Origin of the sequence: Parafrankia sp. EUN1f, from assembly GCF_000177675.1 — a bacterium.
Lineage (GTDB): Bacteria > Actinomycetota > Actinomycetes > Frankiales > Frankiaceae > Parafrankia.
Map to the genome: position 1 here is coordinate 26,706 of NZ_ADGX01000013.1, position 12,558 is coordinate 39,263.

The following is a 12,558-nucleotide window of genomic DNA, read 5'->3' on the forward strand; positions in this document are numbered from 1 at the left end:
GCGCGGCTCCGTGCCGGGCGCGGTCCAGCCGACGAGCTCCGCTGTGACCTCTGCCGTCGTCCCGACGCCCGCCGTGGCCGGTCTGCCCGCTGCCGGCGCCATGGGCGCTGTCGGCGCGGTGTCACCCGTCCCGGCGGGGCCCTCCGACCTTGATCTCGCCGGCCCCCGAAGCCGTTGGGCCCGGGCCGCCGGCCGGACCCGCTCGTACATCGCGCTGATGAAGCTGCGGGTCGTCGAGCTTCTCCTGGTCTCCACCGTTCCGGTCATGCTCCTCGCCGAGCGCGGCATGCCGTCCTGGTGGCTGATCGTGGTGACGCTCGTCGCCGGCACCCTGTCGGCGGGCAGTGCCAACACCATCAACTGCTACGTCGACCGTGACATCGACCAGCTCATGGGCCGCACCAAGCGCCGTCCGCTGGTCCGCGAGACGGTCGAGCCGGCGCAGGCGCTCAGGTTCGGCATCGTGCTGGGCATCGTCTCCACCCTGATGTTCGGCCTGCTGGTCAACTGGATCTCCGCCGCACTGTCCGTGGGCGCGATCGCGTTCTACGTCTTCGTCTACACGCTGGGCCTCAAGCGGCGCTCGCCGTCGAACATCGTGATCGGCGGCGCGGCCGGGTGCTTTCCGGTACTGATCGGCTGGTCCGCGGTGACCGGAACCGTCGGCTGGGCCGCGGTGCTGCTCTTCGCGGTCATCTTCTTCTGGACACCGCCGCACTTCTGGGCGCTGGCCATCCGCTACAAGGACGACTACGCCGCGGCCGGGGTGCCGATGCTCCCGGTGGTGGCCACAACGGAGGTCGTCACCCGCCGCATCCTGCTCTACTCGTACGTGATGGTCGCGGTCTCGCTCGCCGTCGGCCCGGTCGCCGACATCGGGCTGGTGTACACGGTGCCGGCCGCGTTGCTCGGGGCCTGGTTCGTCGCGGAGGCACACCGGATGGTCGCCCGCGCCCACCGCGGTGAGGACATCCGGCCGATGCGCCTGTTCCACATGTCGATCTCGTACCTCACGCTGCTCTTCGCCGCCCTGGCCGCGGCAGCGCTGGTCTGACGGCCCTGCGCCGGACGGCCGTGGCCTGCCGGGCCACGGCCGTCCGGTCGCGACGGCGGGCCGCGGTGGTGAGGCTCGCGTTTCACCAACGCGGCGGGCCCCCTGATCCCGACGGGACGAGTCCGAAGATCTGAGGATTTCGGTCGCTGGAACGACGACGATCCTCGACTCTTCGAGTGGCGGCTTCGAGTCGTGGTCGAGGCTGGCGTTTGCCGCCGGGCAAGACCTGAGCCTTTGGTCGCCGGAACGACCAAAGGCCTCCACTCTTCGAGCGGTGGCTTTGAGCTGCCGCCGGTTCGCCGGCCAACCCGGTTCGCCCCGTTATCGATCTTGGCTGCATTCTCCACCGTGTCGCTGGATGCGATCCGCCGACGGGCTGGATCTGGCCGGCTGCCAGCCAGCTCCTGCGGGCTGCCAACCGGCCCCCTGACCGGGTCTTGTCTTCGGCGCCGTCCTGGTGGCGCTCGCCCGCCTGAGTGGCCGGCGGGCTTCGGTTGTCGGAACGGTCGAGGTGGCCAAATCAGTCGACGGAATTTCGGTGGCGGCCTCCCCTGCGCGGCCAAGAATGACACGTAGGCGCATCCGTGCAGGTCAGAGCGTCGGCTATGGGTATTGAAAACGGCTCGCGACGATGCTGGACGCACGGCCCGCCGGAGCGCATCCGCAGCTGGTAGCCGTGTTGCAGGTCACACCGCGCGCCGTTTCGTGCGGCTTGCGGGGAACACTGTGCGCATTCCCCGAATTCACGGCGGCCTTTCCGGTCGTCGCTGGATTCGCCGGTGGCCAGGCCGCCGTGCCAGGGTGATCGGCGGACGGAAGGATTTCCAATGGGCGGTACCGCGGCCGCGAACGTGAAAGCGACTTCGCCTTCGGCAATCGAGGACGTGATCGACACGGATCGCTATCCGGTGTGCTCGTGGCCCGACGGGGCCGCGGGTGAGCTTGTCGGGGACGTCCGCCGGCAGCTCGCGGATACCGGGTGCTGCGTGCTGCCGGATTTCGTCCGACCCAGCCTGCACGCCCGGCTGCGCGACGAGTGCGCGACGCTCGCGCCGTCGGCGCACTACGACGCCGAGACCGTCAACGTGTACAACATCGACGCCGACGCGGAGCTGCCGCCGGGGCATCCCGGCCGGGTCGGAATGCTGCGCGGCAACGCCTTCGTGGCTCGCGACCGGATCCCCTCCGACCACGTCATCCACCGGCTCTACGTCAGCACCGCGTTCCAGTCGTTCGTCGCGGCCTGCTTCGGGCTACCGGCCGTGCACGAGCTCGCCGACCCGCTTTCGGGCCTGTGCCTGAACGTCGTCGTGCCTGGTCAGGAACACCCCTGGCACTTCGACACGAACGAGTTCACCGTCAGCCTGCTCACCCAGGGCGCGGACGCCGGTGGTGTGTTCGAGTACTGCCCGGGAATCCGATCCGCCGAGGCGGAGAACTTCGACGACGTGTCCGCCGTTCTCGCCGGCGGAACCGAAGGGGAGCGTTTCGTCCACCGGCTGGACCTGCGGCCCGGTGATCTCCAGCTCTTCCTCGGGCGCTACTCGCTGCACCGGGTGAGCCGGGTCGGCGGCGCCACCCAGCGGCACAGCGCGATCTTCGCCTACAGCGAGCGACCCGGGGTGGTGGGCAGCGTGTCGCGCACGCGGCAGCTGTTCGGCCGGGTCCTGCCGGAGCACCTGGCGGCGGCACGCCGCGCCGTGCGGGTGGACGGACTGCTCGACTGAGTTCTCCGCGCGGTCGGTCCGCGCATTCACCTCGCATCTCGGCCAGGTACCCGGCGGATCATCCAGCTTTCGCCGAGCGGATGGATCCGCTGAGCGGAAGGAGAGGAGCGCCAGCCATGGAATTCGACGCGACTGGAAAGGTCTCGCTCGAACACATCTACACGCAGCCGGATCCGCGGGCCTATTTCCGTACGCTGCGGGTGCTGGATTATCACATTCCGCAGCTTGCCAAGCCGTACTTCTCGAAGGTCGCCGACGAGTGCCGGGAGACTCGCCCCGGCCGGCCCCTGCGGGTGCTCGACGTCGGCTGCTCCTACGGGATCAACGCGGCGCTGCTGAAGCTCGACGTCTCCATGGACGAGCTGTACGACCGGTACGACGGAACCGACGTCGGGCGGTCCCGGGCGGAGCTGGTCGCCCGCGACCGGGCGCTGGCCCGCGACCGCGGCGGGCTGCACGACGTCGAGGTGATCGGCCTCGACACGTCCCAGCCGGCGCTCGCCTACGCGTACGAGGCAGGCTTTCTCGACGGTGCCGTGCACGCCGACCTGGAGACCCGGGACCTGACCGAGCCTGAGCGTGCCCTGCTCGCCGACGTCGATCTGGTCGTCTCCACCGGCTGCCTCGGCTATGTCACCGATCGCACGCTCGCCCGGATCGTCGCGGCTGTCCGTGACGGCGGCCGGCGCCCGTTGCCGTGGATGGCGCATTTCGCGCTGCGGATGTTCCCGTTCGACCCGATCGCCGAGCTCCTCGCCGGGTACGGGTACCAGACGGAGGCGGTGGGCCGGCTGTTCGAGCAGCGACGGTTCGTCTCCCCGCGGGAGCAGGAGCAGGTGCTGGCGACGCTCGCCGGGGTCGGGGTGGACCCGGCTGGCCTGGAGGCTGATGGCTGGCTGTACGCCCGCCTGTTCGTCTCACGTCCACCCGAACCGGACCCGGGCGTGGCCACGCTGTGAGAGCGTTTCGGGGATTACTCCCGGTATCTGATTGTTTCGCAACAGCCTGACCTGCCTGGCGCGACCAGAACCGCGACCGGACACCGCGCAAGCGAGCCACCGCACGACCAGAGCCACCACGCAACCAGAGACACCACGCAACCAGAGACACCATGCAACCGAGATGAGGATGACGCTGCGCATGACCGTCCAGACGAGCCAGGGACCGGCCGCGAACAGCGCCGCCACAGCGGCCGCCGCCGCTGCCGCTGGCACCTTCGACCATGAGGACGACCTGCCGCGCGTTCCGCTGCCCACCCTGGAGGACAGCTGCGCGCGGTTTCTCCAGTGGTGCGCCCCGCTGCTGTCCCCTGAGCAGCTCGCCGCGACCGAGGCCGAGGTGGCACGCTTCCGCGCGCCGGACGGCCCGGGCCCCCGGCTGCACGCCGAGCTCGCCCGCTACGACGTGAGCGACGGCGTGCACAGCTGGCTGGACGAGTTCTGGCCGGCCCGCTACCTCGGTCGCCGCGACCGGATCGCACTCAACGCCAACTTCATCTTCCTGTTCCGCACTGCCGCCGAGGCCGAGACCGGGGCCGCCACCGAGGTCGCCGGCGACGGCGACGGCTCGACCCCCTCCACCGCCGCGGGGCCGCAGCTGGGACGTGCCGCCGGCCTGATCGCGGCCGCGCTGGACTACAAGGTGCGCCTGGACGCGGAGCGGATCCCGCCGTTGCTGCGCCGCGGCCAGCCGCAGTCGATGGTGCAGAACCGGTACCTCTTCTCCACCACCCGCATCCCCGGCCTGGTGCAGGACACCGTCCGGGTGCCCTACAGCGCCGAGTGGCCGGGGCCGTCCGACGCCCGCCACATCCTGGTCTTCCACGGCGGCCGCATGTTCCGGCTCGACGTCCTCGGCCCGGACGGGTCGCCGCACACGCTCGACGAGCTGACCGCCGGCCTCGCCGCGGTGCGGGCGGCCGCCCCGGCGCCGGCGCCGGACGAGACCGCCGTCGGCCATCTGACGACCAAGGCCCGGGCCGACTGGGCGGAAAGCCGCGCCGCGCTGCTCGCGCTCGACCCGGCGAACCAGGCCGCGCTCGACGAGGTCGAGACGGCGCTGTTCTGCGTGTGCCTCGAGGCCGTGGCCCCGTCCGATGAGCTCGCCGCCTGCGATCAGCTGCTTCATGGCAGCGCCGCCGGCCGCTGGTATGACAAGGCCGTGTCGCTGATCGTTTTCCCCGACGGCCAGGCCGGCATCAACGTCGAGCACTGCGGGCTCGACGGCACCACCATCCTGAGTTTCGTCGACGAGCTGCTCGCCGCGCCCGCCGCCGAGCTGTCGGCCCGCTCCGGGGCCCGCCCGCAGGGGCAGCCGGCGGTGCGTCCGGTCGAGTTCGTGCTCGACGACGCGCTGCGCGCGGACATCCGGGCGGCGGCGGAGTCGTTCGCCGCGTTCGGCGCCGGCACCGACTCGGTGACGCTGTCGTTCCCCGACCACGGCGCGAGTCGGGCCAAGGCTTTGCGGATCTCCCCGGACGCGTTCGTGCAGATGGCCTACCAGCTCGCCCACCACCGGGCGAAGGGGTTCGCCGGAGCGACCTACGAGTCGATCGCGACCAGGCAGTGGCGGTACGGACGCACCGAGGCGATGCGCGTTGTCACGCCGGAGGTCCTGACCTTCGTCACGACGATGAACGACCCGGCGGCCGACGCGGACGCCCGCCGCGCCGCGCTGCGCGACGCGGCGGCCGCGCATGTGCGCCGCGCCGGCGAGTGCCAGCGCGGCGAGGCGCCCGAGCAGCATCTGTGGGAGCTGGCGTTCATCCAGCGCCGGGCCGGTGCCGAGCTGGGCGTGCCCGAGCCGTCGCCGCTGTACGAGACGCCCGGCTGGCTGGTGACGCGGGACGACTACCTGAGCACCAGCTCCGCGCCGTCGGAGAGCATCCGGTACTTCGGTTTCGGCTCGACCAGCGGCCACTGCATCGGCGTTGCCTATGTGCTGCTGCCCGACACGCTGAACATCTACCTGAGCACGCCGCGGCCGGCCGCCGCCGGGATGCACGCGTTCGCCGATCGGCTCCGCGAGGCCCTGCGCGAGCTCGACGAGCTGCTCGCCGGTGACCCCGCGGCAACCGGTTGATCCGGGGCGACGTGATCCGTGCCGACAGCGACTCTCCCAGTCGCTGTAGGGCCCCAGCCGCTGTCGCCCCAGTCGCTGTCGCCCCAGTCGCTGTCGGCCTAGTCGCTGTCGGCGCGGGGGTGCTCGGCGAGCAGGGCGGTGAGGGCGTCGAACAGCGGCGGGGGAGCGGCGACGACCAGGTCCTCGCCCGGCGCGCGCCCGTCGAGCCCACCGACCCGCAGGCCCGCCTCGGACGCGACCAGCGCCCCCGCGGCGTGGTCCCAGGGATGCAGGCCACGTTCGTAGTAGGCGTCGACGGTGCCGGCCGCGGCGGCGCAGAGGTCCAGCGCTGCCGCGCCCATCCGGCGGATGTCGCGCACCCTGGGCACCACCCGGGTCAGCACCGCGACCTGCGCGGTGCGGCGCTGTTCGGTGTAGCCGAAACCGGTCGCGACCAGCGCGCCGCGCAGGTCCGTCACCGGGGAGCCGGTGAGCTTCTCGGGATCGGCCTCCCCGGGCGTGCCCGCCGTGCCCGCGCCCAGGCCCGAACCCGCGCTGGTGCGAGCGGTGGCGGCGGCGGTGGTCCAGCGCAGGGCTCCGCCACCGCGGACGGCGGTGTAGGTGAGCCCGAGCGCCGGGGCGTGCACCACGCCCGCCACCACCTCGCCCGCGACCTCGGCGGCGATCGACACCGCCCAGTTGGGCAGCCGATAGAGGAAGTTCACCGTCCCGTCGAGGGGGTCCACGATCCAGCGGACGCCGCTCGTGCCGGGCGTGTCCGAGCCTTCCTCACCGAGCAGCCCGTCCTGCGGGCGCGCCTCGCGCAGCCGGCGGGCGACGAGGGCCTCGGACGCCCGGTCCAGCGCGGTCACGATGTCGGTCGGGGAGGACTTCGTCGCCTCGGCCTCGACAGTTCCTTCTCGGCCGGCCAGCAGCAGCGCGCCGGCCTCACGGGCGACGTCCAGGCCTAGGCCGAGCAGCTCGGCCGCGGCCGGCGGTGTGGTGATGTCGGGGGATGAGTCCACGGGCCCCATCCTGTCAAGGCGTCGGCCCGCCGCGGGGTCCGCCCGTGTCCGCCGCCCACCGTGCCGCCGCCGCCGTCGGGAGGGCGATCGTGCGCCCCGTAGGATTGGGCGCGTGGTGGCAACGGACAGTACAGAACGGCCGACCCGTGCGGTCCCCGCGAAGCCGACCCTGGATGGGCTCGAAGCGCGCTGGGCGCAGGAGTGGCAGGAGCGCGGAACCTATTCGTTCGATCGATCGGTTCCCCGGGAGCGCGTCTACTCGGTGGACACCCCGCCACCGACCGTAAGCGGCTCCCTGCACGTCGGCCACGTGTTCTCGTACACCCACACCGACCTGATCGCGCGCTTCCAGCGGATGCGCGGCCGTGAGGTCTTCTACCCGATGGGGTTCGACGACAACGGCCTGCCGACCGAGCGGCGGGTGCAGAACTACTACGGCGTGCGCTGCGACCCGTCGCTGCCGTACGACCCCGACTTCGCCCCGCCGGCCAAGCCCGGCAAGGACCAGGTCCCGATCTCGCGGCGCAACTTCGTCGAGCTGTGCGAGAAGCTCACGATCGAGGACGAGAAGGGCTTCGAGGAGCTCTGGCGCCGGCTCGGCGTGTCGGTGGACTGGTCGTACACCTACGCGACGATCGACGCCCGGTCGCGGGCCGTCGCGCAGCGCGCGTTCCTGCGCAACCTGGCCCGCGGCGAGGCCTACCTGGCCGAGGCCCCGACGCTGTGGGACGTCACCTTCCGCACCGCGGTCGCGCAGGCGGAGCTGGAGGACAGAGAGCGTCCCGGCGCGTACCACACCATCGCGTTCCCACGGCCCGGCGGTGAGCCGGTGGTGATCGAGACGACCCGTCCGGAGCTGCTGCCGGCCTGCGTGGCGCTGGTTGCCCATCCCGAGGACGAGCGCTACCAGCCGCTGTTCGGGCAGACGGTCCGCACGCCGCTGTTCGACGTCGAGGTGCCGGTGGTGGCACACCGGCTGGCGGATCCGGAGAAGGGCTCCGGTATCGCCATGATCTGTACTTTCGGTGACCTGACCGACGTCACCTGGTGGCGGGAGCTGCGGCTGCCCGCGCGCGCGGTGATCGGCCGCGACGGGCGGCTCATCGCCGAGGCACCGGATGCGATCACCTCGCCTGCGGGCCGCGAGTACTACGCCCAGGTCGCCGGCAAGACGATCGCCTCGGGCCGGGTGGCCATCGTCGAGGCGCTGCGGGAGTCCGGTGCCCTGCTCGGTGAGCCGCGGGCGATCAGCCACCCGGTCAAGTTCTACGAGAAGGGCGACCGGCCGCTGGAGATCGTCTCCACCCGCCAGTGGTACATCCGCAACGGCGGCCGGGACGATCAGCTGCGTGAGCAGCTGCGGGCGCGCGGCGGCGAGCTGCGCTGGCACCCGGACTACATGCGGGTGCGGTACGAGAACTGGGTCGACGGGCTCAACGGTGACTGGCTGATCAGCCGGCAGCGTTTCTTCGGTGTGCCCTTCCCGGTCTGGTACCCGTTGGACGAGGCGGGCGACCCGCGCTACGACGAGCCGATCGTGGCGGCCGAGTCCGCGCTGCCGGTGGACCCGTCCAGCGACGTCCCGCCCGGGTACACCGCCGAGCAGCGTGGGGTGCCGGGTGGCTTCATGGCCGACCCCGACGTCATGGACACCTGGGCCACGTCGTCGCTGACCCCGCTCATCGCCAGCGGCTGGGAGAGCGACGACGCCCTGTTCAACCAGGTGTTCCCGATGAACCTGCGGCCGCAGGCACACGAGATCATCCGAACCTGGCTGTTCTCGACCGTGCTGCGCAGCCACGCCGAGTTCGGCGCGCTGCCGTGGTCGGACGCCGCGATCTCAGGCTGGATCCTCGACCCGGACCGCAAGAAGATGTCGAAGTCCAAGGGCAACGTCGTCACCCCGATGGGCCTGCTGGAACAGCACGGTTCGGATGCCGTCCGGTACTGGGCGGCGTCGGGTCGGCCCGGCACGGACACGGCCTTCGACGTGGGCCAGATGAAGACCGGCCGACGCCTCGCCATCAAGATTCTCAACGCGAGCCGGTTCGTCCTGGGGCTGGCCGAGGCCGGGGAGGCCGATGGCGCGGCTGGTTCGGGCGAGCTGCCCGCCCCGCGGGAGATGAGCGGCGCGGGTGTGGCCGCCGGCGGCACTCCCGGCGTGGAGGCGATCACCGAGGCGCTGGACCGGGCGCTGCTCGCCGAGCTGGCGAAGGTCGTCGCGACGGCGACCGAGTCCTTCGACGGCTACGACTACACCCGGGCCCTCGAGGTCACCGAGACGTTCTTCTGGCGTTTCTGTGACGACTACGTCGAGCTGGTGAAGGGCCGGGCCTACGGCGCGCACGGGCCGGCCGGCGCCGCCTCCGCGCAGGCCACGCTTTCGCTCGCGCTGGCGACGCTGCTCACACTGTTCGCGCCCTTCCTGCCGTTCGTCACCGAAGAGGTGTGGTCCTGGTGGCAGGAGGGTTCGGTGCACCGGGCCCGGTGGCCCGAGGCGGAGCGGATCCGCGCGGCGGCCGCTGACGGCCGTCCCGAGCTGCTGGACGCCGTCGGTGCGGCGCTGTCCGCGGTGCGCCGGGCCAAGTCCGAGGCGAAGGTTTCGATGAAGGCCGAGGTCGCGACCGCCCGGGTCGGCGGCCCAGCGCAGACCGTCGCACTGGTCGAGCAGGCGGCCGCGGACCTGCGCAGCGCCGGCGGCATCTGGGAGCTCACCCTGGACGCGACCGACGGTGAGCTGACCGTCGACGTCGTCCTGGTACCGACCAGCTGATGGCGGCGCGACCGCCGGCCGGCTGACGCCAGCAGGCCGGCGGTCTCCTGGGCGGTCGTGTCGCTGGGCGGCGATGTTTCCTGGGCGGTGGCGTTTCCTGAGTGGCAGTGGTCGCGGGCCGGGGGCGGGTGCCGGGGCCATCGGGCAGGATGGAAGCGTGGCCATCTACGCTTTGGGGGATCTCGTCCCCTCCATCGACCCGTCCGCCTACGTCCACCCCGACGCCACGATCATCGGGAATGTCTCGATCGGGCCGGAGTCGACCGTGTGGCCGGGTGTCGTGATGCGTGGCGACCATGGCCGGATCATCGTCGGGGCACGGACGTCCATCCAGGACGGCACGGTCATCCACACGACCGCCCTGCACCCCACGACCGTCGGCGACGACTGCGTGATCGGGCACATCGTGCATCTCGAGGGCTGTGTGATCGAGGACGGCTCGCTGGTCGGCTCGGGCTCGATCGTTCTGCACGACGCACGGGTCCGCAAGGGTGCGCTGGTCGGTGCGGGCGCGGTGGTCGGCAACCGGGTCGAGGTCCCGGAGGGGGCCATGGCGCTCGGCGTCCCGGCGAAGATCCGGGAGGGCGCCGCCTCCCAGGAGATGATCCGGATGGCGGCCGAGTCCTACGTCGAGAACGGGCGGCGCTTCCGCAAGGAGCTGCGCCGCATCGACTGACGCCGCGGCCGCGGTACCGGATCTCGCCGGGGGCGCTGCACGTCGCCGGGGCACAATCCGAAGCGCTGAGGATCGTGGTCGTCGCAACGCCCACGATCCTCAGGTCCTGCTCGGTATCAGCGGTACTGAGGCGTACCACCAGGCCACATTCGGGGCACCAGACCACATCGAGGCACCGAGCCCGCGCAGGGTAGGCCGGGTGCCCCGACGAGTACCGCTTCGGGACGAGTGCCGCCCCGGGTCAGACGTCCGTCTTCGGGCTTGTCGACGCCGGGCGCATGCCGGGTGGCAACGAGCCCGTCGCCCGGACCCAGCCACGTGCCGCCGTCCGCTCGGCGGCCAGCCGGCCAAGCCCCACAGCGAGCCCGGACACCGCCGCCCAGACGATCGCCTCGGACCAGGCGGTCTCCGGGTCGGCCGGGTTCTTCGGCGGGTCGGCTTTGCGCACCCTGCGGTACGCGACGCTGACCCCTCGGCTCGCCGCGGTGCCGGCGAGTGCGGTCGCCGCCCCGCCAACGACCTTCCATCCCATCTTCGACGCCGGTCCGGCCACCCCACACCTCTCGTCAGTCCGCCCCGGGACGCGGTCTCCGGGGCGCGTTGCCTGTCCGTCCTGGTAGTTCAAGCACTGCGTGTTCCGAGCACTGCGTGTTCCAGGCACTGCGTGTTCCGAGTGCTGCCCGAGCACTACCCGCCAGGGCGCGAATACCCCGCTCGGCCGGCTCCCGACCCCCGCTCGTGCCACTCGCGCACGCCTCGCTGTGGTGTCTGAAGTGTCGTGGCCCCGGGCCACCGGCCAGGCGCCGACTGCTGCCAGACGGCGAGTCGTTAGTGTCGCGGACAGCCCACCCGGGTGAGAACAATCCAGGAGAATGATGACCGCGACCACCCCAATGCCGCCGACCGCCCCACGCTCGGGTGAGTGGCCGACCGGCGAGCCGCCTCCCTCGTCGCCAGCGTCCCTGGAGGTGCTGGTGCACAGGCTGGATCCGGGCCTGCCGCTCCCCACCTACGCCCAGCCGTCCGATGCCGGTGCCGACCTGGCGACCACGCAGGACGTCACGCTGGCGCCGGGAGAGCGGGCCATCGTCGGGACGGGGCTGTCGATCGCGCTGCCTGCGGGTTATGCGGCCTTCGTGCATCCCCGTAGCGGACTTGCCGCGCGTCATGGACTCACTGTGGTCAACGCCCCCGGTACTGTCGACGCCGGTTACCGTGGAGAAATCAAGGTGAATCTCATAAACACCGATCGGAGTGAGTCGATCACTCTGCGTAGGGGTGATCGGGTGGCCCAGCTGGTGATCCAACGAGTGGAGCACGCGGTCTTCCGGGAGGTCGCCTACCTGCCCGAATCCGTGCGCGGCACGGGCGGCTTCGGGTCGACCGGCGGGTTCGGCCACTCCTCCGACGGTGGACCGCGAAGGGAGGACCATGGTGTTCGGTCGCGGTCGTAAGGCTTCGGTCGAGGCCTCGGCGGATGCGGATGCGGCCCGCGGCACCAGCCAGGACGTCGATCGGGTCGGGCCCTTCGACGCCGCTGACGCGCCGCAGGACGACGTCCACCGCCTGGATCTCGGCGCGTTGCGGATACCGACGCTGCGCGGCGTGCAGATGCAGTTCCAGGTGGAGGAGGCGACCGGCCGGCCGGTGACGATCATCATCACGGACGGGCGCAGCGCGATGGAGGTGGCGGTGTTCGCCGCCCCCAAGACGACGCCCCTGTGGGACGAGGTCCGCGCGGAGATCCTGGAGACGCTGCAGGCGGTCGGTGGCGCGGAGGGGGAGGGCCCCTTCGGTCCGGAGCTGCGGATGCGCCTGCCTACGAACCGGCCCGGTGAGACCATCCCCGGGCGCATGATCGGTATCGACGGTCCCCGCTGGTTCCTCCGTGCGGTGGTGACCGGCCCCGCCGGGCAGGATCTCAGTGCGGGTCCCCTGCTGGACGAGACTCTCCGGCGAACTGTGGTGGTACGGGGCGACGAGGCCATGCCGGTCCGTGACCCGCTGCCGCTGCGGTTGCCGAAGGAGGTCGCGGAATCCGACGGCGAGCCCCAGGAGACGAAGCAGGGCGCGACTGCCCGGCCCGAGATGCCGGGCCCCGGCGTGCGGATCAGCGAGACACGCTGATCCGAGGTGCGCTGATCAGCGAGCCTCTTCCCGCTCACGGTCCGCGGTCTGACAGGCCGCGGGTCCGAGTCGACGGTGGAAAGGGCTCAGCGGTGTGGCCGAGCGCGGAACAGTCC

The 12,558-nt window shown here is 71.7% G+C and carries 10 protein-coding genes; 8 read left to right on the forward strand and 2 right to left on the reverse strand.

Features of this window, described 5'->3' with window-relative positions; all coding sequences use genetic code 11:
* The first annotated feature begins 43 nt into the window (after positions 1 to 43).
* The 4 genes from FREUN1FDRAFT_RS05620 (at position 44) to FREUN1FDRAFT_RS05635 (ending at position 5,862) form a co-directional block, all read left to right on the forward strand.
* Entirely contained in the window at positions 44 to 1,054 is a 1,011-nt protein-coding gene (locus FREUN1FDRAFT_RS05620) for a heme o synthase (protein WP_006539001.1), read from the forward strand.
* An 827-nt stretch (positions 1,055 to 1,881) separates the two neighbouring features.
* The gene (locus tag FREUN1FDRAFT_RS05625) at positions 1,882 to 2,781 is read left to right on the forward strand and encodes a hypothetical protein (RefSeq protein WP_006539002.1); all 900 of its coding nucleotides are present in this window, start codon (positions 1,882 to 1,884) and stop codon (positions 2,779 to 2,781) included.
* Positions 2,782 to 2,897: 116 nt separating this feature from the next.
* Positions 2,898 to 3,740, forward strand: a complete 843-nt coding sequence (locus FREUN1FDRAFT_RS05630) for a class I SAM-dependent methyltransferase (protein ID WP_006539003.1) — start codon at positions 2,898 to 2,900, stop codon at positions 3,738 to 3,740.
* Between the two features lie 181 nt (positions 3,741 to 3,921).
* Positions 3,922 to 5,862 carry a choline/carnitine O-acyltransferase gene (locus tag FREUN1FDRAFT_RS05635; protein WP_157474363.1) on the forward strand — a complete coding sequence of 647 codons (1,941 nt, stop codon included), beginning with the start codon at positions 3,922 to 3,924 and terminating at the stop codon, positions 5,860 to 5,862.
* 98 nt (positions 5,863 to 5,960) lie between these two features.
* Here the strand turns inward: FREUN1FDRAFT_RS05635 and FREUN1FDRAFT_RS05640 are convergent, their stop codons facing one another.
* Positions 5,961 to 6,875 (reverse strand): inositol monophosphatase family protein, encoded by a 915-nt coding sequence (locus tag FREUN1FDRAFT_RS05640; RefSeq protein ID WP_050795754.1) that lies wholly within the window; start codon positions 6,873 to 6,875, stop codon positions 5,961 to 5,963.
* Between the two features lie 103 nt (positions 6,876 to 6,978).
* Between FREUN1FDRAFT_RS05640 and valS the strand changes: the two genes are divergently transcribed.
* Both valS and FREUN1FDRAFT_RS05650 read left to right on the forward strand, forming a co-directional pair.
* Positions 6,979 to 9,639 carry a valine--tRNA ligase gene (gene valS / locus FREUN1FDRAFT_RS05645; protein WP_006539006.1) on the forward strand — a complete coding sequence of 887 codons (2,661 nt, stop codon included), beginning with the start codon at positions 6,979 to 6,981 and terminating at the stop codon, positions 9,637 to 9,639.
* Between the two features lie 157 nt (positions 9,640 to 9,796).
* Positions 9,797 to 10,315 (forward strand): gamma carbonic anhydrase family protein, encoded by a 519-nt coding sequence (locus tag FREUN1FDRAFT_RS05650; protein WP_006539007.1) that lies wholly within the window; start codon positions 9,797 to 9,799, stop codon positions 10,313 to 10,315.
* A gap of 241 nt (positions 10,316 to 10,556) precedes the next feature.
* Here the strand turns inward: FREUN1FDRAFT_RS05650 and FREUN1FDRAFT_RS05655 are convergent, their stop codons facing one another.
* Entirely contained in the window at positions 10,557 to 10,868 is a 312-nt protein-coding gene (locus FREUN1FDRAFT_RS05655; protein WP_006539008.1) for a DUF4235 domain-containing protein, read from the reverse strand.
* Between the two features lie 322 nt (positions 10,869 to 11,190).
* On the opposite strand from FREUN1FDRAFT_RS05655, the gene dut reads away from it, so the two are divergent.
* Together dut and FREUN1FDRAFT_RS05665 are read left to right on the forward strand one after the other, a co-directional pair.
* Positions 11,191 to 11,769, forward strand: coding sequence for a dUTP diphosphatase (dut, locus tag FREUN1FDRAFT_RS05660; RefSeq protein ID WP_006539009.1), 579 nt, complete (start codon positions 11,191 to 11,193; stop codon positions 11,767 to 11,769).
* Positions 11,750 to 12,442, forward strand: a complete 693-nt coding sequence (locus tag FREUN1FDRAFT_RS05665; protein WP_006539010.1) for a DUF3710 domain-containing protein — start codon at positions 11,750 to 11,752, stop codon at positions 12,440 to 12,442. The genes dut and FREUN1FDRAFT_RS05665 overlap by 20 nt, the downstream gene beginning before the upstream one ends.
* Positions 12,443 to 12,558: the final 116 nt, after the last annotated feature.